The 21,662-nt window shown below is 51.7% G+C and carries 18 protein-coding genes and 1 tRNA gene; 7 read left to right on the top strand and 12 right to left on the bottom strand.

Annotated elements, in window-relative coordinates; all coding sequences use genetic code 11:
* Positions 1–22: 22 nt before the first annotated feature.
* Complete coding sequence (locus JNJ77_07435) at positions 23–397, top strand: acyl carrier protein (GenBank protein MBL8822402.1); 375 nt, start codon at positions 23–25, stop codon at positions 395–397.
* A 127-nt stretch (positions 398–524) separates the two neighbouring features.
* Here the strand turns inward: JNJ77_07435 and JNJ77_07430 are convergent, their stop codons facing one another.
* The 3 genes from JNJ77_07430 to JNJ77_07420 are packed head-to-tail and all read right to left on the bottom strand — an operon-like array spanning position 525 to position 4,069.
* Complete coding sequence (locus tag JNJ77_07430; protein ID MBL8822401.1) at positions 525–1,553, bottom strand: MBL fold metallo-hydrolase; 1,029 nt, start codon at positions 1,551–1,553, stop codon at positions 525–527.
* A 47-nt stretch (positions 1,554–1,600) separates the two neighbouring features.
* Entirely contained in the window at positions 1,601–3,145 is a 1,545-nt protein-coding gene (locus JNJ77_07425) for a YifB family Mg chelatase-like AAA ATPase (protein ID MBL8822400.1), read from the bottom strand.
* A gap of 48 nt (positions 3,146–3,193) precedes the next feature.
* Positions 3,194–4,069, bottom strand: coding sequence for a hypothetical protein (locus JNJ77_07420; protein MBL8822399.1), 876 nt, complete (start codon positions 4,067–4,069; stop codon positions 3,194–3,196).
* A gap of 247 nt (positions 4,070–4,316) precedes the next feature.
* Here JNJ77_07420 and JNJ77_07415 point away from each other — a divergent pair.
* The 4 genes from JNJ77_07415 to JNJ77_07400 all read left to right on the top strand — a co-directional run bounded on the left by JNJ77_07415 (position 4,317) and on the right by JNJ77_07400 (position 9,510).
* A tRNA-Asp gene (locus JNJ77_07415) sits at positions 4,317–4,390 on the top strand.
* A gap of 112 nt (positions 4,391–4,502) precedes the next feature.
* Complete coding sequence (locus JNJ77_07410) at positions 4,503–4,862, top strand: hypothetical protein (GenBank protein ID MBL8822398.1); 360 nt, start codon at positions 4,503–4,505, stop codon at positions 4,860–4,862.
* Between the two features lie 132 nt (positions 4,863–4,994).
* Positions 4,995–5,912 carry a hypothetical protein gene (locus JNJ77_07405; protein MBL8822397.1) on the top strand — a complete coding sequence of 306 codons (918 nt, stop codon included), beginning with the start codon at positions 4,995–4,997 and terminating at the stop codon, positions 5,910–5,912.
* A 133-nt stretch (positions 5,913–6,045) separates the two neighbouring features.
* Positions 6,046–9,510 (top strand): c-type cytochrome, encoded by a 3,465-nt coding sequence (locus JNJ77_07400; GenBank protein ID MBL8822396.1) that lies wholly within the window; start codon positions 6,046–6,048, stop codon positions 9,508–9,510.
* Positions 9,511–9,513: 3 nt separating this feature from the next.
* Here the strand turns inward: JNJ77_07400 and JNJ77_07395 are convergent, their stop codons facing one another.
* Positions 9,514–10,800: an MFS transporter gene (locus tag JNJ77_07395; GenBank protein MBL8822395.1), complete on the bottom strand. Its 1,287-nt coding sequence runs from the start codon at positions 10,798–10,800 to the stop codon at positions 9,514–9,516.
* Between the two features lie 140 nt (positions 10,801–10,940).
* On the opposite strand from JNJ77_07395, the gene JNJ77_07390 reads away from it, so the two are divergent.
* Positions 10,941–12,107, top strand: a complete 1,167-nt coding sequence (locus JNJ77_07390; GenBank protein MBL8822394.1) for an FHA domain-containing protein — start codon at positions 10,941–10,943, stop codon at positions 12,105–12,107.
* A gap of 10 nt (positions 12,108–12,117) precedes the next feature.
* On the opposite strand, the gene JNJ77_07385 is transcribed toward JNJ77_07390, so the two are convergent.
* The gene (locus tag JNJ77_07385) at positions 12,118–12,807 is read right to left on the bottom strand and encodes a DUF1080 domain-containing protein (protein ID MBL8822393.1); all 690 of its coding nucleotides are present in this window, start codon (positions 12,805–12,807) and stop codon (positions 12,118–12,120) included.
* A gap of 34 nt (positions 12,808–12,841) precedes the next feature.
* The gene (locus JNJ77_07380; GenBank protein ID MBL8822392.1) at positions 12,842–13,843 is read right to left on the bottom strand and encodes a GHMP kinase; all 1,002 of its coding nucleotides are present in this window, start codon (positions 13,841–13,843) and stop codon (positions 12,842–12,844) included.
* 95 nt (positions 13,844–13,938) lie between these two features.
* On the opposite strand from JNJ77_07380, the gene nadB reads away from it, so the two are divergent.
* Positions 13,939–15,537 carry an L-aspartate oxidase gene (nadB, locus tag JNJ77_07375; protein ID MBL8822391.1) on the top strand — a complete coding sequence of 533 codons (1,599 nt, stop codon included), beginning with the start codon at positions 13,939–13,941 and terminating at the stop codon, positions 15,535–15,537.
* Between the two features lie 13 nt (positions 15,538–15,550).
* Here nadB and JNJ77_07370 read toward each other — a convergent pair whose 3' ends face one another.
* From JNJ77_07370 to JNJ77_07345, 6 genes are read right to left on the bottom strand one after another with little or no spacing between them, the layout of a single operon-like run.
* Positions 15,551–16,663 carry a trypsin-like peptidase domain-containing protein gene (locus JNJ77_07370; GenBank protein ID MBL8822390.1) on the bottom strand — a complete coding sequence of 371 codons (1,113 nt, stop codon included), beginning with the start codon at positions 16,661–16,663 and terminating at the stop codon, positions 15,551–15,553.
* Positions 16,664–16,714: 51 nt separating this feature from the next.
* Positions 16,715–17,500, bottom strand: coding sequence for a hypothetical protein (locus tag JNJ77_07365; GenBank protein ID MBL8822389.1), 786 nt, complete (start codon positions 17,498–17,500; stop codon positions 16,715–16,717).
* A gap of 1 nt (position 17,501) precedes the next feature.
* The gene (locus tag JNJ77_07360; GenBank protein ID MBL8822388.1) at positions 17,502–18,440 is read right to left on the bottom strand and encodes a peptidylprolyl isomerase; all 939 of its coding nucleotides are present in this window, start codon (positions 18,438–18,440) and stop codon (positions 17,502–17,504) included.
* On the bottom strand, positions 18,440–19,663 hold the full coding sequence (locus JNJ77_07355) for a hypothetical protein (GenBank protein ID MBL8822387.1): 1,224 nt from the start codon (positions 19,661–19,663) through the stop codon (positions 18,440–18,442). The genes JNJ77_07360 and JNJ77_07355 overlap by 1 nt, the downstream gene beginning before the upstream one ends.
* Positions 19,664–19,707: 44 nt before the next feature.
* Complete coding sequence (locus tag JNJ77_07350) at positions 19,708–20,820, bottom strand: ABC transporter permease subunit (GenBank protein MBL8822386.1); 1,113 nt, start codon at positions 20,818–20,820, stop codon at positions 19,708–19,710.
* 11 nt (positions 20,821–20,831) lie between these two features.
* Complete coding sequence (locus tag JNJ77_07345; GenBank protein ID MBL8822385.1) at positions 20,832–21,572, bottom strand: ABC transporter ATP-binding protein; 741 nt, start codon at positions 21,570–21,572, stop codon at positions 20,832–20,834.
* Between the last annotated feature and the right edge of the window lie 90 nt (positions 21,573–21,662).

Raw genomic sequence — 21,662 nt, 5'->3', positions numbered from 1 at the left:
TCGATTGAATAGTGGGCACTGTATGAAATCCACTTGCACTATCCGTGAGGTTGATGGTGTCTTGAAGGACACTATTTGCCATCATTGTGCGGGATTACTTCGCTGGGTTCGTGCTTACTACCAACATGATGAGAAGGCGATCAACGCCATCACTCCGTCAACTAGTTTCCGTCAGCTCAGCACCGATTCACTTGATTGGGCAGATTGGCTGACAGAAATGGAAGACAAGCTTCACGTAATACTTCCTGACCAAGTGCTCGATCATCTCTTTACCATTGGTGACATGATTCGAGAACTACGCAAACAAGGCGTAGTGTGGCCAGACAATCATGATCTTCAACTTCTGCCTCGAAGTTTGTGCAGTTCCTACCACTGGGAAGTTGTTTCGAGAGACTAAAAAGACGTCAGTATGCAGTCTTTTAGTATTGTTTAACCGAGCAACGACTTTGCCCGAAGGGCATACGCAAAACAGCCCAGGGTTGCCGTGTACGCACGGCTACCCTGGGTGATGGATAATATTTTCATCACCGCCGTGTCACCCTCACCCCACCATCTCCCGCCGTTGGCGTGAATGCTGGGTTGCGATCATACCCCAACTTCGAGTGGTCGATCTTCCCTTTCATCTCTTCATACACGTGGCTGATGTTCTCTTTGTTCTCCTTGGCTGCTTTGCCGGTCCAGTCCTTGTACCAACCCATCTCAACGGAACTCGTGATCTCGTCGATCATCTTCAGCTTGTCGATGCCGGTACGAACATGTTGCCGAAGGTCAACAAAGTAGCGTTTCTGTTTGTCGAGCACGTCCTTGCCCGTGACAGCACCGTGGCCGGGGACGACCAGCTTGGGGTCGAAGGCTTGCATCTTCTCCAGCACCTTGATCCAGGAAGCGGTGTGGGCGTGGCCGGTGTAGTTGAACGCTCCGTTCACGCAGGCGTCGCCGGTGCACAGTATCTTGTGTTTGGGCAGCCAGGCCACCGCATCGCCGGGAGTGTGGGCGTGGCCGAGGTAGTGGAACTCTACTCGCTGGGTCTCGTCTTCCAGTACATACGTGTCATCGAAGCTGATGTCCACCTGCTTGAGCGAACTCTCCGCCACATCAGGCCGCGACTTGGCTGCATCGTCCCACTGCTTCGGGCCACTGGTCTGCAGAAGGCGGGAACAGTTGACGTGGCCCACAATCTTCGCCCCTTCCTTGGCCCAGACCGCGTTGCCATAGGCATGGTCGCCATGATGGTGAGTATCGAGCACGTAGCGGATGGGCTTGCTGGTCGTCTTCTTGATAGCGGCAATCACGTCAGACGCTTCCTTGGGAAAGTTGGCATCAATAACCACGACATAATCCTTAAAGACCACCCATGCATGGTTGCTGCCACCGAAAGGCACCTTGGGATCGGTGGCGCTGATCGAGGAGTAACGGAAGAAGACGCCAGGAGCGAGTTCCCTGACCTCATCGAACTTCATTTCCGAGATAGCCTTTTCCTGTGAGGCACTCGCAACGACGATGCAAGCGATCAGGGAAACAACCAGAATTCCGAGTCGCACTATGGTCTTCATACCAACCTCTTTGTCAAACTACAGCCAGATGAAATGGAAAGCACATGCTATCCTTGTAGCCAAAGCTTCCTATCCAGTATGCGATAGTTGAGCGCTTCGGTAACATGTTGCGGAGCAATCGAGAATTGCCCATCCAGATCGGCAATGGTACGGGCAACACGGAGAACGCGGTCATGAGCGCGGGCCGATAAACCCAGACTTTCCACAGCGGTTCGCAAGATATCCTGACAGCCGGCATCCAGAACACAGTGTTGTCTAATCAGCCTACTACTCATACGGCCATTCAAACGCAGAGTATCTTTGCCGAAGCGTTGCGATTGCACTGCCCTTGCCCGCTGCACCTGTTCACGCAGTTGTGCGCTGCCGATGGAATCTTTCGTCACCGGTGCATTGAGATCAGCAAAAGGGACAGCGGGTACCTCCACATGTAGATCAATACGATCCAGCAATGGCCCACTGATTTTGCCAACATAGCGTTCAATCATGGGTGGTGCGCATTTACATTGCTTGCGTGTATCACCCAGGTAGCCACACGGGCAAGGATTCATTGCGGCTACCAGAATGAAATGTGCAGGAAAGGTGGATGCACGCAATGCTCGCGAGATGGTCACGCGGCCTTCTTCCAGCGGTTGACGCAATACTTCTAGGGTAGTGCGATTGAATTCAGGCAACTCATCCAGAAACAAGACGCCATGATGTGCCAGGCTGATCTCACCTGGCGTGGGCGTTGAACCACCACCCACCAACCCGGCATTGCTCACCGTATGATGCGGCGAACGGTAAGGCCGCTCCGTCAGTAACGCTTTGCCGGGTGTCAACAAACCCATCGCGGAATAGATGCGTGTGGTTTCCAGGCTCTCCGCAGGCGTGAGCGGCGGCAGAATTGTGGACAATCGCCGGGCCAGCATCGTTTTGCCACTGCCTGGCGGACCGGAGAGCAGTACGTTGTGACCACCCGCTGCTGCAATCACCAGTGCCCGCTTGGCATAATCCTGGCCACGCACATCAGCAAAATCGACATCGTACTTGTTGAAATAGTTGGTTAAATCGCCAATGCCCGAAGGCATTGGCTCTATTTCCAGTTGACCGGAGAGAAAGCTGAACGCTTCATTCAAACCACTCACGCCGTAGACTTCAATGTCCTCTACCACCGAGGCTTCACGTGCATTCATGGCAGGCACCAGCAAGCGCTTCAGGCCTTGTTGCCTGCAGGCGAGAGCCATAGCTAGCGCGCCTTTGATGGGACGCATCGTGCCATCCAGTGCTAGTTCGCCGACGATTGCCAGGTCGTGTAGATCATCCGCAACCAGTTGCCCCATGCCGATCATCATGCCCAATGCAATGGGCAGATCGAATGAGCTGGCATCTTTCTTTAAGTCAGCCGGAGCGAGATTGATGACACACCGACCGGTGGGACGCTGGAAGCCGAGATTGGCCAACGCCCGTTCAATACGGTGAGTGCTTTCCTTCACCGCCGCTTCGGGCAAGCCAACAAGAATGGTTTTGGGTAGCCCGGCGGCTACATCGACTTCTACTTCCACGGGAATGGCATCGATGCCCACCAGGGCAAACGTCTTCAGCTTGGAAAGCATTCGGCGGCTGATCCTTTCCAGCAACAGGCAAACACCACCAAGTCTAGGTTATTTAAGTGGGGCACCGGGGATAGTAGGCCGGATTTTTTCAGGTTGAGGCACTACTTTCTGATTATCTGTACTGGCAGGCTTCTTCTCCACCTTAAAAGTAACTTCTCCCTCCACCTTGGGGATCAGGATGGTATCGGTAACATAGGCTGAGTTCGCAAGTGGTGGTCTGCCCTCTTCCACCCGATAATGAACGGTCAAACCTTTTTCATCCACATCCAGCTTGGTGATTTCGATTTTCCGCAACACAATGCGGGCCTGGTTAGCGTTTCCCACATAAATCACCATCTGATTTTTCCAGTCAATGGTTTTGACGCCAAAGAATCTTGCCAGATGTTCTGTTCCCTGTTGTTCTCCAAACTGTTCATCACGCACATAGCCAATGGCCTTTGCGGCATCTTTGCCATTGCGAATGACCAGTCGGGAAGCATCCGGGCCAATAGGTGCAGAATTGGGGCTGAAACGATTGGTGCGTGCCAGAGGTTTCAGTTCAGTAAAGACATTACGCGGCGCCATGCCGAGCAGTTTTATCTTGCCTGGCCAAAGTTCTTCCCGCTTCGCTTCACCTTCGCCCTTGACTACAAGCTTGGCATCGATCTGAACTCGCTGGCCTACGTTCAAAGCGAGTAAAGATTCCAAGCCAGGAGCATGAATAGGGATATGCTGTACCTGCCCGGTTGTATCCTTACGGATGAATTGAAAGGGCTTGTAGTCAAAGGGGACACCAATTCGCCCTGTACCAGGCAGGTAATCCAACACACCTTCCATCGACTGGACAGGTGATTTTTCCTGTTCATACCAGGTTTGACCCTGCCCAAGGTTGACGACTTCATCCGCCACGGGTGTCATGCATGCAAGGATCAAGAGCAGATACATTGGTATCTCTCCACAGAAAACAAACCTGCAGAAGTATTGTCATGGTAAAACAGATCGGTTGCAATGGCGAAGCAGCAGAAAATGCCAGTACATAACGGGCATAACATAGATAACGAACTTGCGGATGAGTACGAGTGTCCAGATCAAGTGGGAATAGTGTGGAGAATGAGGCTAAAAAGCGCTGGGTGAGTACCCTGCGGGACTTGCCCTTTTTTATCAGGCGCTTATACTTTCATTCCCCAATACTGGGGGCGTAGCTCAATTGGTTAGAGCACTGGCTTGTCACGCCAGAGGTTGCGGGTTCGAGCCCCGTCGCCCTCGCTGATTTCGAGGAACCTCCGTGTTAATACATGGAGGTTTTTTGCTGGAAAGTCGATCAGAAATCAGGCAAACTGTTTCCAAGTCCAGCTTGACAACTATCAGGAGGTTCATCATGGCTATTAAGAGAGCAGATGTCGAGAGTACCGTCGATCAAAGCCACGTTCACGGCACCAACTGCGGCCATACTGGCATCATGCACGATGGCCATGTCGATTATCTGCAAAACGGCCAGTTGCAGCACACCGCTGGTGGCCAGGTGGTTCAACATAGCTTGTCCGTTTCAGCCACCAACCCGGCTGATTGTACTCCTTCGCATCAGTGCGGTGGTCACGACCAGGGCCACGTTCACAGTGCCAGTTGCGGTCACCCTGCTGTACCCCACGGCGACCATGTCGATTACCTGGTAAACGGCCACTTGCATCACCCGCACGGCGACCATTGCGATGATCATGGCAAGGTGCAGACGGTGTAGTCTTAGTCTAACATCAACAACTTTCGCTGGCGTGTATCGAACGATACACGCCAGTTTGCTTCTACCTCTTGCAATCCGTCATCATTTCCGCCATGCTAACCTTACCCACCTGTTACTGATAAAGACCTACCTATGCTCATTCCGCTACTTGTCCTCTTTTCCCTCCCTGCCCCTTCTTTTGACATCAAAGACGGCGACCGCATTGTCATGGTTGGCGGAGCACTGGTGGAAAGGGAACAGCAGTTCGGCCAAGTCGAACTGCTGCTGCACATGACTCATAAGGACAAAAAGTTTACTGTCCGTAATCTCGGCTGGAGTGGCGACACTGTCTGGGGCGAGGCCCGTGCAGGGTTTGGCACCCAGGCCGATGGCTACCGTACGCTGGTAGAACAAGTGAAAGCGGCAAAACCTACTCTGCTTATACTGGGATACGGCACCTGTGAAGCGTTTGCCGGGAAACCAGGGGTAGAAAAGTTCGAGAAGCAGTATCGGCAGTTACTTGCTGACATAGCAACCCCTGAAACTCGTTGTATCTTTCTGACCATTCCTACCCCTGTTGCCGCTAAAGTGTCGCCAACTTTTTCACAGGCTGAGTATGATGCTGTCATCAAAACGCTGGCCAAGGAACGAGGTGCCTTGCTGGTGGATCTGCATGATGTCTATCAGCCCAATAAAAACAACGTGACAAAGCAACAGCCACCCAAGACCGATGATGGCATCCTGCCCAATGATCTCGGCTATCAGGAACTCGCAGGAAAAATCATCACTGCTGTGATCGTTGCGGAAGGCCGCAATGCAGCAGGGCCGCCTGGGATCGTATTGATTCCTGCAGATAATCCACCAAGAGACTGGACGCCTGTGACCAAACTCATCAAGCGCAAGGATGAGCTTTACTTCCACCAATACCGCCCGCAGAACAATACCTATCTCTTTTTGTTTCGCAAGCACGAGCAAGGGAACAATGCTAAAGAGATTCCGCAATTCGAGCCACTTATTGCAGAACTGGACAAGCAGATTAACGAGATGAAGGGGAAATTGCCTCCAAAGTAGACGCGGCATCCTGCCGCGTCAGCCAGCGTGATAACCACATCACCAATTGAATCAAGGAACGACCGTGAATCATAGCTATTCCAACGACAAGACAATTCCGCAACGGGGACTACTAAACAGTGGACGCCGCAGGATGCCGCGTCTACTTTGGCTTCTCGTCCTTCTTCTTCCATCTCCCATCTACGCCCAACGGGACGCTACCATCCCCGATCCTGATCCTGAACTCGAACGAAAGACGTTCATTGTCGATCCTCGTTTTGAGGTCAACCTGTTCGCTGCTGATCCGTTGCTCGCCAAACCGATTCAGATGAACTTCGATGCGGCCGGTCGGCTCTGGATTGCTTCGTCCGAAGTGTACCCACAGATCAAACCCGGGCAGAAGGCTAACGACAAGATCATCATCCTGGAAGACACCAAAGGTGTCGGCGTGGCTGACAAGACCACTGTCTTCGCGGATGGCCTGCTCATCCCCACCGGGCTGCTCCCCGGCGATGGTGGTTGCTATGTGGCCAACAGTACCGAGCTGCTCCACTTCTCCGATACCAATGGCGATGGCAAGGCTGACAAGAAACGGATCGTCCTCTCCGGGTTTGGCACCGAAGATACGCACCACATGTTGCACACGCTCCGCTGGGGGCCTGATGGCCGGATGTACATGATGCAGAGCATCTACATTCACAGCCACATCGAAACGCCCCACGGCCCCAGGCGACTCAACGCCGGTGGCATCTGGCGTTTCAAACCGCAGACGATGGAACTCGACGTCTTCGCCCGCGGCTGGGTCAACCCGTGGGGCCTGGCATTCGACCGCTATGGCCAGGCGTTCGTCACCGATGGAGCGGGCGGCGAAGGCATCAACTACGTCATCCCCGGTGGCTACTACGTTACCGCTGCCGATGCCAAGCGTATCTTTCCCGGCCTGAACCCCGGCTCGCCGAAGTTCTGCGGGCTCGAAGTCACCAGTGGCAGACACCTCCCCGACGATTGGCAAGGGAACCTGCTCACCAACGATTTCCGGGGCCACCGCGTCTGTAGGTTCGTGCTGAAAGACGATGGAGCAGGCTTCGCGAGCATCGAGCAGCCTGAACTGATCAAGAGCACCCACCCCGCCTTCCGCCCGATCGACGTGAAGATGGGCCCCGACGGCGCGATCTACATTGCCGACTGGTACAACCCGATCATCCAGCACGGCGAGGTCGACTTCCGCGATCCCCGCCGCGATGTCACCCATGGCCGCATCTGGCGGGTGACGGCGAAGGGCAGACCGCTGGTGAAGAAACCGAAGCTGGATAAAGCAGCAACGTTTGAACTTCTCTTGGAACACATGATTCAACCTGAACAATGGACGCGCGAAATGGCAAAACAGGTATGGCTGCAGCGTCTTTTCCATTCAAAGAACGATGGTGCTTCTCAACAGCAGACACTCGAATTCCAACGCATTTTCCTGGATGAAGTTAAAGCTCTCAATTCAAAACCGAGATTTGAAGATTTGGCAAAGATCGAATTGAACTTGATGGAATACTACATGCTCATGCGATCTTTCATGACGCAACCACCAACGTTCTTTCAATTAGAAGAATCAAAAAACGCTGCTATACGATCACTTGTTGCACGCAGTATTGCCAACGAAGACAACAAGATTTTTCTTCGTGTTGGTGAGCATGACAAAAGGATCGCATTCTTACGACAATTCTTGAGTGACCCACATCCAAGAGTGCGAATGGAGGCGGTCTTAGCACTTTCGCATCTAACAGAAATCGAGGCGTTACCTTTAGTACTCAGTGTTCTCAACCACCCCATGGACCGTTTCCTCGATTACGCCCTCTGGCTTACAGTTCGTGAATTGGAGCCACATTGGTTGCCAGCGTTTCGTGCAGGGAAGCTGAAGTTCGATGATCCCAAGCATCTCCTCTTTGCGGTGCAGGCCAGCGGCTCGCCAGAACTGGTGGAGCCGTTGCTTAAGTACCTACAGCAGAACGATCTTAAGGGAGAGACAGCCGATGCGCTTTGGAACCAGGTAGCGAAGCTGGGTGGGCCAAAGGAGTTACAGATTCTGTGGGAACAGTGTCTCGACAGCAAGCTGAGCGACGACCAGCGACTGAAACGCTTGCAGGCGCTGGAGGTGGCTAAGGCGAATCCTTCTGGGGAAAAGAAATTCTTGGAGCAGCTGTTGAACAGCAATCAAACGGCGGTGCAGGCGTTACGGCTCGCAGGCAAGTGGAAGCATGAGCTCTTGCGAGCGCTCGTGACGGAAACGGCCAAGTCGGATAGTAAGCCGATTGAACAGCGTCTGGCTGCATTGGATGCACTGGGTTCCTATGGTGCAGTAGATGCACTCAAAGAACTGACCAGTTCCAGGAATACCAGCATTCAGTTGGAAGCACTGCTTCGCTTGATTCGCTTTGACCTGCAAGCAGCTTCACCACTAGCTGCCCGCTATCTGAGCCAGGCAAAAGAAGCCGATCTGAATCGACTGTTGCCTGCACTGCTTCAAACCAAAGGTGGCCCCCAGTCTTTCACCACAGCCCTGGAGAACGCCAGCGTACCCCCCGATGTCGCCAAGATCGCCATACGTATCGCTCGCTCTACGGGCCAAGTGCATCAGCCCCTCATTGATGCCTTCACCAAAGCCGGCAAGCTCACCACCGCCAAGTGGGAAGCCACACCGGCGGTTTACAAAGAGGTACTGGAGGCGGTGACTAAGGAAGGTAATGCGGCCCGGGGTGAACTCGTCTATCGTCAGAAGGAACTCAATTGCCTCAAGTGCCACGGCATCGGTGGTTCCGGCGGGCAAGTCGGGCCTGACCTCACCAGCATCGGCGCTAGTGCCCAGCCCGACTATCTGCTCGAATCGCTGCTCCTCCCCAGCAAGGCCATCAAGGAAAACTACAACACCACCGTCGTGGCCACAGTCGATGGCAAAGTCCTTACCGGCATCAAGCAGCGCGAGAACAAGGACGAACTGGTACTCCGCGATGCAGAGGGGAAGGACATCACCATCCCCATCAAAGACATCGACGACCGCAAGGATGGCAAATCGCTGATGCCAGAAGGGCTGGTCGATGGACTGACGAAGCAGGAACTGGTCGATCTCACGCGCTTCCTCACCGAACTCGGCAAGGTCGGCAACTACTCTGTCGGCACTGCCCGTATCGCCCGCACGTGGGAAGTGCTGGTGCCTAACGCTGCTGCCAACGAAGCGATTCTCCGCAATCGTCTCTCCGGCGCGGTGATGATGCCGCAAGGGTTGATCTGGAATGCCGAGTACACCACCGTAGCGGGATTGCTACCGCTGGATGTGCTACCTGATGTCTATGTCCGCAAGAAAGGCGAATGGTCAGGTATCGACACTCAGATTGGCTTTGCCCGCACCAGGCTGGAAGTGGGCACCACAGGCGAAGTTGAACTGACCATCAACGATGTCAAGGGACTGCAACTCTGGCTGGATCAAACTGCTGTTGAACTCTCGCCGACCATCAAACTCAAGCTAACCCCAGGCGTCCATGTGCTCACTCTGGCAGTGAACAAGAAAGAACGAAGCGAAGGAGTACGGTTGGAATTGAAAGAAGGCCAAGCCCGATGGGTTTTGGGGAGGTAGCTACTACTCATCCACCTCAACCGGCAGCTCATGTTCCGTTGCTTCTTGCAACCGTTCTTGCTTCTCAGCGTGCCAGAGTCGCCAGGCAATGAGCAGGCTCCACAAGTTGAACACTGTTGGCACCACGAACATGAGTGAGCCGGGCCAGTGTAGCCAGCCGAGCGATTGATAGACGACCCAACCCAGGGGTGGCATGGTCATGCCTCGAAGCCCCTGAAACACGGAGCTGATGCTTTCATAGAGCGCTGCCCGCTCACGGGTTTCCGCAAAGTAGAGGTTGCCTGTCGTCGTTGCGACCTCTGCAGCGCCCAGGACAACGCCACGCAGAGCAGCGCCGAGAAAAGCAAGCCAGAGGTAGTCAAAATAAAAGCTTGAAAAGATAGACAGGTAGGCAGGAATGCCCATCAGAGCAAAAGCAATGCGGCCTGCCACCGGCGAAGTCTGATCAATAAGCCAGCCCCAGAATGGCGAAGTGATACCTCCCAGAATCACCGGAAAAATCATGACCAGCAGCGTTATGGTGAACTGTGACAGCTGGAAATGATCACGGAGCAGATAGAGCCAGACACCCCGGCTCAGCAGAAACCCGGCACCAGTCAGAAAAATGGTTGCCTGGAAAAGTTTGAAATTGTTGTCCTTGGCGAGAACCAGTCTCATGCCATTCCAACTGGGTGATTCGCTCATTGTTCGACGTGCATGCGGATCATCCGTTGGGAGATAACGCAACCAGTAGGCCAGCACTCCAATCAAACCCAATACACCACCCAGAGGATAAGCAATCTGATAGGCCGAAGTATCATAATCGGACCAGAGAGAAACTCCTATCAGCACTGGTACCGTGACACAGTTCTGCACCAGTTTGAGAATGCCGATGATCTTGCCGCGATGCTGATCGGGGTAGGCATACTTGTAGAGCGAAGGGATAGCGAGTGTTGCAGGCCCACCGAGAAAATGATAAGCCATCACCACGAGGGCCAGTTGCCAGGATTGATCGACCCAGGCAACAAGCAGAAGCGGGATGCAGCGAAGAATACCGCCACCAATGGCGAGATTGAACAGGCGAGTGTGGCGGGAAACAATCGCCCACATGGGCAGCAGCAAAGCCAAGGCTGGCTGGGCAGCCACCATCACAGTAGCAGCCAGGCTGTTATCTTTCAAACTACCTACGGCAACCACTTGGGCTACCAGGATCAATCCGCTGACCACCCCGGCACTCAGGTTGTACATCAATTCCAGCAGGAAATTGCGCTTAGTGATGGTATCGAGATCATTCAACCAGCGGATTAGCAAGACAATCTCACGAGTGGTTTCCTTTTTTCAGATATATGAAATGTCTTGGAATAAACTGCTTGCGGCTGACTATCCCTCATGGTAGATTAACCGCGCCCACAAGGATTGATCTCGAACAACAGACAGAGCTTATACCATCCATGATGGATGCATTTTTACATGCGTGCGGAGTTCCTTCCGCACTTGAACTGGAAGTCGAATCGACCAGCCAGGCGCGGTCCATTCGGTTTTGTCTACGTCAACCTTTTGCGTTGATGGGAAGCCATCCGTCCGCAGATATTTATCAACCAGCTGAAAACATTCGCCCGCGGCATATTTACCTGCAGGCAATCGAAGGCCGAATCTTCTGCATTAACGTGTCACAAACCGGTTCAGTAAAAACAGCAAATAAGGAGATCAAAACCGGGAGTTGGGTGAAACCAGGCCAGCCGGTTCAGTTCGGTGCCCGACAATTTAAACTGATTGAAGATCGGCGAAAAGTTTCTGACACGGAACAGGAATGGAACGATCCCCTTTCGGCTGGTTCAGCATTCGATATCTTCGGACCTCGGTTGACTCTGGAAATCCACGATAACGATTCTGATTCGATTACCAAAACCTGGCAGATTGATCGCTTGATCACGTTGATTGGTCGCACATCTCGATGCGCCATCCAACTGAATGATGATGCCATCTCGAATGTACATGCCAGCCTGGTACTAACAGCACATGGAGTATTTGTGGTTGATCTGCTTGGCCGCGGTGGCATCTCCATCAATGGAAACCAGGTACGCGCAGGATTTCTGGATGTCGGTGATGAATTAACTATCGGGCCATTCAGCATGAAACTGCAACCCGCATCGATTTACGAATTGCCCATTGAAAAGAATCGCGTGTTGAATGCCTTACCCTCTTCCGATGAGGCCTTTATCATGATCTCTCCAACAGAAAACGATCTGCACGAACATGCACCACACTCGCATATCCCCTGGCCCGAAGACGTAACGCAATCTGCGGTGCTGAGGGAACTCAGGGATCAGCTTCAGGCACTTCAAGGCCCTGAGTATGCCAAGTATCAACCAGTCATCAGCAAGATGATCGAAGAATACGACCAGATTTCTGAAGATCAACTGCAGGCCATCCGCACAGAACTGCAGTTAATTCGAGAGGCCCAGCAGGCGTCCATTTCACAAAGTTCAGTGGAACAACCAGCTATCACTGACTCCCAGATGTTCGCACCAACCAAGGACCCTATCTCGAAAGTTCGTTCTGCTTCGAAACTGCTTGAAGAATCGGGATCTTCGGTTTTCCGTATTCCCATCAAATAAAATGTGATGCTCATGGCAACTCACGCAAGCGAATGCCCTTGAACTCGATGGGCGAACCTTCCGATTCCAAGCAAAGATATCCACTTGCTGGCTTACATCCACTGCCTCCTGAAACTTCTTCCCCATTGACCCATAGCCTGACTTCACCGTTGATAGCACGAATGTAGTAGTGATTCCATTCGCCAACACCTTTACTTAGGTTCTTCCTGGGAAAGCTTCTGCTGCCATCGGGCGAAACGGGTGCGAAAGGCTTCATTTTGCTGCTGCCTACTGGGAAGACATCGCCGTTGGTAGTGAACCAGGTAGCCTTCTTGCCACTCGATTTTTCGTACTCCTCAGTATATCCATGATCGAGTACCTGCACTTCAATCCCGTGAGGCAACGCGTTTCGTTTAAGGGCAAACAATGGGCCTTCGGGTGCCCACACAAAAACGCCGGAGTTACCTGCACTTTTCAAATGCCGCCACTGAACTACCAGTTCGAAGTTAGTGTATTGCTTGACAGAACGCAACACGCCGACTGGAGTACCGGTGCAGGCGAGCACACCATCGTCTCGCCATTTCCAGGTGTCTGGATCGCAGTTGGCCTGGGTGAAGTCTTTCTCAACCAAAGCAACCCAGCCGGGCCCATTGCCATCAATACTGGCTTTTGGCAACGCCGTATCTTCAGCCAGCGTAATCCAAGTAACACTACACAACATCAAGAACAATAAACCTTTCACACGATGCTCCTTGTTACCATTGTGGTTTGATCACGACGCATTGGATTTTCCTTAGTGCATCCTGCAGTTGTTCAAATTGACTCTCATCCTGATACATTCCCAGAATCGCCCCGCCTGATCCTGCAAACTTTGCACTGGCCCCAGATGACCTGGCTACGTCAATCATTTCAATCTGTCCAGCAGGAAGTTGATAAATGGATCGTCGCGTATCAAAGTTTCTATTCATGCACCAATGCAGCTTATCCCTATCGCCATGCTGCAATGCGTCTTTTCCCTGAGCAGCGAGGTCGGCAAAGGTCTGCATGGCCTGAACCACTGCGGCATCACCTTGCCTGTATCTGCTGCGAATATCATTATGGAATACTTCGGTTGGCTCACTCACATCTGCTTTGAAAGCAAGATACAGCGGCGGCAAAAGAGAGGTATCGAGTCGTTCATAGACGCCATGCGAAAAGCCCTTCATTTCTCGCATTTTCTCTTTGGCAAAATCCATGTAAACAAGCCCCTCATAAACTTGGATGACCCGATCCTGCAAGCCTGCAGTGATACCCAGTTCATCATTCTCCACCGACAAAATCAACGAAGGCTGCACCTCCATGGGAATATCGATGTCATAAAAGTCCATCAGGCAGCGGAGAGTAGCAGTGATGATGGCACTGGAACCTGCCAGCCCTACCTGTCGTGGAATGTTGCTCTCAAAACGAATACTGAAATTACGGTCATGCAGAGGCAGTTGATGTCGATAACAATACTCGACAAACTTCTTGATAGTGGCTTTGACGAGTCGCACACCTCCATAGTAGCCATGCAGCTTGACATCCTTCACCAGATCGTGAACGGTTGAAAACCGGTTCTGGTTTTCCTTACCAGGCAGAATCTCGAGCGTGTCCCATTCGTAGAGAACCGCTTCGGCCCAGAAATTACGAATAATGATGGAAATGGTTTTGCCGTGGTACCCATCTGAAGGGTTTCCCACCAGCCCTGCCCGCGCAAATGCTTTATGTTTGAGTATCATGCATGATCCGGAAACAATGAACCAGTGATCAGAATAAGCTGAAACAGGCCAAGCTGCCAGTAGAATGATTGCAACCTGCCGAATGAGAAACGAAGATGCCTGTACCACCCCGTCGTTACCTGGTGAATTTCAATGCCAAGCGGTTGTCGCATTTCTTTACCGATGTCCTGGTGATTGGTTCAGGGATTGCCGGGCTGCGGGCAGCACTCTCCATTCCTACTGAGCACGATGTCATGGTGCTCTGCAAGGACATGCTTCCCGAATCCAACAGCCGATATGCTCAGGGTGGCATTGCAGGCGTAGTCGATCCGGAAGACCGATTTGAAAATCATGTGGAAGATACGCTGAAAGCCGGTGCAGGAATCTGTGATCGCACAGTCGTGGAAGCAGTCATTCGAGCCGCTCCGGAACAACTGGCAGAACTTATCCGCTGGGGAGCCGTCTTCGATGAAGATGAAGCGGGTAAACTGGCGCTGACCCTGGAAGGCGGGCACAGTCATCGCCGGGTAGTACATGCTCTGGGTGATGCCACGGGCCAGGAAATCATGCGGGCAGCCATTGAGAAGGCTAAGAGTACCAGTCACCTGACCATCTGGGAAAAAGCATTCACCCTTGACCTTTTGACACACGAAGGGCGATGCGTTGGAGCATTGGTGCATCGGCCTGACTTTGGACTCAGCATCGTCTGGGCGAAGCAGACCATCCTAGCAAGTGGCGGAGCTGGACAGGTTTACCGTGAAACCACCAATCCACCGGTTGCCACCGCAGATGGCATGGCCCTGGCACATCGTGCAGGCGCAACCATGATGGATATGGAGTTTATGCAGTTTCACCCCACACTGCTTTATGTTGCAGGTTCCGCCAGGTATCTCATCAGCGAAGCGGTACGAGGAGAAGGAGCACACCTGGTAGACAAGAACGGGCATCGCTTCATGCTCGAAGTTGATCCACGGGCTGAGCTTGCTCCTCGTGATGTGGTCAGCCGGGCTATTGCCAATCAGATGGAACAGACGCATCACGCTTGCGTCTACCTGGATTTATCGCACTTAAGCCCAATACTGGTCAAGCAACGCTTCCCTGGCATCGAAAAAGTGTGTGCCAGCTTTGGATTATCGCTCAGCAAGGACAAGATTCCTGTACGGCCTGGCGCCCATTACATGGTAGGTGGTGTTCAGGTTAATCTCGAAGGCAAGACTTCCCTGCCTGGGCTATGGGCTGCCGGTGAAGTTACCAGCAGTGGCCTGCATGGTGCCAACCGGCTGGCGTCCAACAGCCTGCTGGAAGGACTGGTGTATGGCAAATGGTGTGCAGAAGGTGTGACGAAAGAGCTGCAACGTTCGGATAAGTCACTCCGTGCTCTGCCTTTGCAGAGCCATTTTGCTCCTGACATTACCGAATTGAATCTGACCGATCTGAAAAACTCGCTGCAAAGCCTGATGGGCAGAAAAGCTGGCATCGAACGGGACCAGGAAGGTCTGCAATCTGCTATTGATGATCTTTCATTCTGGGGCCGATATGTTTTGACGCACGAGTTTGAAAGTCAGCCGGGTTGGGAATTGCAGAACCTGATCACCACAGCGCATTTAATGCTGGGTGCCATGCTGGCACGTCGGGAATCACGCGGCGTACATTTCCGAAGCGATTTTCCGGAACGTAATGATGCAGACTTCGGTAAGCGCCTGATTTCAATCTAAAGAACAATCGATATCAGTTGTTCCATTCCAACTGCACTGGTATTTCTTCAGGCTGCCCATCGCGAATGATAGAAAGCTGCACAGTGTCTCCTGCTTTCTTAGTTTCAACATAGGAAAGCAGATCGTCCAAGGTGCGAACTTTACGACCATCAATTTTGATGATGAAATCCGCTTTGGAACGATCTATTCCTCGAAGTATCAGTCCATTGCGACGTTCGATCCGTTCCTGCGGACCGCGTAGTCCAGCTTGAGCAGCAGCACCGTTCGGATTCAGTTGTGCAATCAGTAAGCCGCGTTCAGTCTCATAGACAGCATTGATCCCCAGATCTGCCCGCTGAATACGTCCATGCTTGATGAGGTCAGCAACAATTCGCTGGGCATTATTGGAAGGAATAGCTAGTCCAATACCGGCACTCTGCCCTGATCGTGTCACAATCGCTGTATTGATGCCAATGATTTCGCCCTTGCGATTGAGAAGCGGCCCACCAGAATTGCCTGGATTGATGGCTGCATCGGTCTGAATAACGCCTCGAATAGTGCGTCGAGTATCAGTTTTCAACGTGCGATTCAAACTACTGACGATTCCTAATGTCAGCGTACGTTCCAGACCAAAGGGATTTCCTAGTGCATAGACGCGCATCCCAACCAGCATCTTTGATGAATCACCCCAGGGAATGGGATATAACTTAGCTTCCGGTGCACTAATCTTCAGCACAGCCAGCTCATTATTAGGATCAACACCTACCAGTTCAGCTCGATAAGAGCTGCCATCGTACAGATTCACAACAATCTGGCGGGCTTCTTCAATGACATGGAAGTTGGTGACAATATGCCCCTGTTTATCAAGCACAGCACCGGAACCGGAGCCTTCACGAGGCATCGACATCATGAATATATCATCCTGTTGCACACTGCGGGTCGTAATATTGACTACGCCACGATTGGACTGCTGATAAATACGGACATTGTTAGCCTCTTCCGGCGATAACTCCGTGGTATCAACTCCCAAACCAGACTGCTGGGCTGCCGCAGGAGCTATCCATTGAGGACCATGTAATATCAATACAGTGCCTGCAACACTGATCAGAACCATAAACAAGCACTGCACATATCTTCGAATGCGCATGAGATTCTCCCTCTTGAGCAGTTCAAGATGATCGACTGAATGTGAATAACATTATTCTATAGGCAACAACTGCATTATTTCCTGGCTGGTGATGAGAACCAGTGTTCCTGGCCTATCCAACTGGGCTGCCAGCAGAATACCTGCCAATTGACCATTCGAAGTCATCACCATGGGTGAGCCACTGTAGCCGAATTCAATCACATCATCCACTGCTGCCAGGTAGAGTGCTACGCGATTACCCTGCGAGGCATACGACAGACGACGATGAGTTAATTCCTGCATACTAACCGTAAATGGATGCCAAAGTTGACCACGTGTAAAGGGTTGTGCCATTCCAGCCAGACTGGTTCCTGGTGAAATTGACTGTTGGTGAATTGAAACGTTTTTTATGTATCCTGGAGATTCAGTACCTGCCTGCAGGATGACAAGATCACGCGAAGGGTCTTCCTTGATCAATTTGGCCGTCGGTAATTTCCCCGATCGCATCAGTTGAAAATAATGATCACTGGTACGTATCAGCTTTCCTTCCTGATCAAGTTCTGGCCACAAAACGTAAATAGAATTAATTAATCCATCTGGATTACCTGTGTGATCAAGTTTCTCCAAGGCATGTCGAGTGGCCAGTACCAGTTTCCGTTCCTTATCAAGTACCACACCAGTTGTTAGCGTGATTCCCGTTGGCCTTTGCGACCAGATGAGCACGGTGCTTCTCGTGAGCAACTCGTGATTCCAAGATGATTGTGACAATCCAGCCTGGAAAGAAACTGGCCCAGACTTGCCTCCTGGCAGAAGCATGCAAGGCAACACCAATAATGCCAGATAAGCCCAGGGTTTCATATCAGGATGCACTTTCAAAACGACTCATCAGCCGGAACACTCCCAGTAAACCGAAAAAGATGACGATGGCTACTCCATGGCCAAGCTTGGTTCCACCCGGTGTATGAAACAAATCAAGACTGAGTGGCTGAAGGAGGGCAACAACTAAAAAAGCTCCAATCAATACGATCGTCAGGTTCAGTGTCTGCATTTGTCCGGGGCGCAGTTTTGGAACAAAGACATTGATCAGTGAACAGACGATCATCAGAAAAATACCAATGGTTAATAGCCCCTGCCTTTCCATGGCACCACGTGCAACCTGCTCAGCGCTCAGCGGGGCTGTACTTTGCGCCTTCGAACTGAATACAGCTTTAACACGAGGTGGTGGATAATTCCGCAGATCGCTACCCGTCAGCACCTCCACTTTATCGATGTCGATTCGTTCGAGAGGATGCGTACCATCGCGTGGAGCATTCAGAATCTCCTCCACGACATCCATGCCATACTCGACATGTCCAAAAATGGTGTACTTTCCATCCAGGTGAGGTGCATCACCCAGAAGAATACAGAACGAAGTAGTAGCGCTGTTCACATCTCCGTCGAGCCGTCCAAGATTGACCATTCCTCGCACATGTTTGAGCTTGCTGAACTCTGCAGGCAACGGCCTGATCAGTGTTCTCAGGCTTGCAGGCAGAACTGGCTGGCGATCCAGTTCTGCTGCACTGAACTGGAGCAGAAACCCGGGAGCAATGCGTGGTATGCAGATTCCATCAAAAATACCCTCGCGTGCCAATTTCAGCATCTGAGCAACCGATTGAGGTGCTACCTCCGGGTACAACGCAATAACAATCACCCCGGCTGGTGTTTTCAAAACCAGTCGTTCCTCGGCTACCTTGACACCCTCCGGTGCGGGTATTCCCTGCAATCCCACGAATAGCCAAAGCAGGGCGAAGTGTAGCATCAAACTCCCCTGGCAGGCTGCATGACAGCGGGTGGATGAATCAAGTCATCCAGGTTTACCATCAATGGAGAAGCCACCGTTTTCTTCTTCAGTTTCCAGATAACCCCATCGACAAAGAAATGATGTACTTGTACACCGGCAACGATAATTCCCAGCACAAAAAGATAACTATAGTTCAGCTCAAACTCGTTTTTGAAGATGAAGTACATGGCTTGGGGTATACCCCAAAACAGAATGGAACCGAGAAGCAGGTTGATGCCTCCCCAGCGCAACGATTCTTTGACGACATAACCAACTGATGGAGTAATTTTCTCCACATCCATCTTTTCCTTTAGCTGTAACGACCATGCAATCAGCAGGTACTGCAGACTGTGAAACATCGGGACGAACAGATAAAATGATGGGCAAAACGAACCGGGGATGAACCAGATGAGTTGCGTGAAAACGGGCAGCAGCACAATGGCTGGGATCATGCGGCCCTGTTCCTTGCACCATTTGATTACCAGTGTAATAAAGCCCAAGCCATTCACTATCATCCAGACCAATATCACATTGGGCACCCAGTCGGGCAAACCGAGGCGGTATTGTTCCACATCATACTGCACAGGCAATACCAGATCCGAAGCTGCAGTTATCATGTCGCCTCGTGCCGTCATAAACAGGAATGAAGAATAGATCAGGTTCGAGAGGGTAAACCGTTCCCATTTGCCCACGAAGAAGCCAGCCCGTCGAGCATATATCAAAGTGATGCCCAACGTCTGGCCACTGAAATGGTAAGGCGACCAGAACAGAAATATCTTGAAGAAAATAACGGCAATAAATGTTGGAGAAAGAAATGAACCTATCATGGCTGCCAGCACCAGCCAGGGAATCACCAGTGCAGTTATCGGATACTGCATAATGTTTTCCTTGTTGTGATACAGACGATAATTGGTTGCAGCAAAATGTGGATGATTGATCACAATCTGCATGGCAAAGGCTAACTGCCCAGCCCAGACAACTGACTGCCCTTGATAAAGCAGCACCATCGCCACGTACATGATGATTGATGCAAGTCCTATCACCAGGAAATCGACAGGTGCATTGACAAAATAAAGATGGGCGCTCGGTCGAACGGGGGAGGACGTAGACTTTTCTGTCTGCGCAGTTGCCAACTGGGATTTCTCCGGCATGACTGGCATGGCTGATTGCTGAAAATTCGCCTTGTGTTTTACTCGGGGCATGGCATGGTCCAAAGAAGTTTCACCAACAGCTTTGTACCGTCTCCTTAATAATCTACATCATTGAACTGTACAGCACCAATCCACAGACTGGCAACCATAAACAGGCAGGATGCCAGGATCGACATCGTTGCTGAGAATCCTGCGCGTTGATGCAGTGCATGGTACTCAAACATCTGCTGGAAGTAGTTGGCAGCATCGAGAGAGCTTGACAATAGAATGACCAGGTCAACTGGCTTGGGTAAAAACCAATAACCAGCTTCCACCATCAAAGGAACATGAGCCAGGTATCCCGGTTCGCCGGCATGAATGACCAGTGAATGGCGGGCGGTGTTCATGACTATGCATGCTGCAAAAAACAGCAGCGTGCCAAACGCACAGGCTACGGTGTTACGAGTAATAACTGCAAGCATCACTGAGAAGCTGTAAAAAATGGCAAACTGCAATGTCATGACTGGAACAGTGAAAAGATAAGGAAAATCCCAGACTCCAGTACGCCAACCCAGAGCCAGCCATGTCAGAAGAACAAAGAGCGATACCTGAACACCAACGAAAATCACCACTCCCAGATATTTTCCGATCAGCAGTTGCCAGCGTGGCACCGGTTTGACCAGTAGCACTGAAGCTGCACCAGGCTCCAAAAAAGTTGGCAGGAAACCTGCAGTCCAGATAATAGCCAGCACCATTCCGACCATGCCTGCCATGGTGGTAGCCAGCAACACCTCCAGAAAACGGACCGCATCGCTCGCTTGGCGGGTGCGTGCTACTTCGATCATGCCGAAACCCAGATACAGCTTTCCTTCAGCACGAATGACACCCGTACGGGTTGCTTCCCGACGAAAGAAGGTATCTCGCATGTGCGACTGACCCAGTGCCGGGAATAGTGAGCCTATCCCACCAAGATACATCACAACATCGTTCACCATATAGAGCGCCGGGGCATCGGGTGGAAGAAATTCAGGTGCTTCTTCTTTGGGACCTAGTGTCATAAACCCTTCCATGCTGACACTCAGGCAAAGTAGAAATCCGACCAGCGTGACCGTCAGCATGATCCAGAGAACTGCCGACGCATGTGCCTGGCGATAAGTATCCGCAATCAAAGCAGTAAAGGCACGCCAGGCTTGCGGTGAAAATTCATTCTGTTGAACTGCTTCGTACATGGTTTCTCAGATCATAATTGTTGTTGCGCATATAGAGGTTTCAAGGCTTCTGCAAGGGTACGGTCCATACCATTTGTCGGATCTTTCCGGAAGTCCTTCATGGTACCCAGGTAGGCAAACCGTCCATTGATCAGAACGCCCAGCCGGTCGCATAGCTGTTCAATATCGTGAAGTACATGCGACACCAGAAGTATTGTTTTACCTCGCTGCTTCATTTCCAGCACCACATCGTGCACCATTTGTCTCCCATCCTGATCCAGTCCTTCTGTTGGTTCATCCAGTACCAGAAGATCAGGATCGTTGAGGAGCGCCTGAGCTAATGCCAGACGCTGCACCATACCTTTGCTGAAGGCACGAATGGGTTCCTGGCTGCGCCGAGCCAGGCCTACCTGCTGCAACAATTGCGGAATACGCTTTTCGAGTACATCCTCAGTCAAATACGTCAGTGTGCCATAATACTGCAACAATGAACTGGCAGAGAGATAGCGCGGGAATGCCTGGTTCTCATGGACATAACCAATTCGCGAGAGTGTCGTACGATCTGACGAAGGAACACCCCAGCGCACAACCGAACCTGAAGTAGGCTTACAAAGGCTGAGCAGCAGTTTGACAAGAGTTGTTTTGCCTGCTCGATTGGGACCAACCAGCGCAAAAACTTCACCCTGGTTCACCTGCAGTGTTGCATTGGATAATGCTTCCAACTGCCTCGGTTGGCCTATCCAGCGACGATAGGTCTTGCCAGCTTGCTGCAGTTCAAAGGTACAGACAGAGTCCTTCACGAGAGCATTTCCTGGGCACGAAATGCAACCGAGTTGCTCGGTGCGGAATGAAAAGAGGATGGC

Source organism: Planctomycetia bacterium (assembly GCA_016795155.1).
Lineage (GTDB): Bacteria > Planctomycetota > Planctomycetia > Gemmatales > HRBIN36 > JAEUIE01.
Note: the sequence above shows the minus strand (reverse complement) of the source record. Positions and strands in the feature narration are given on the sequence as shown.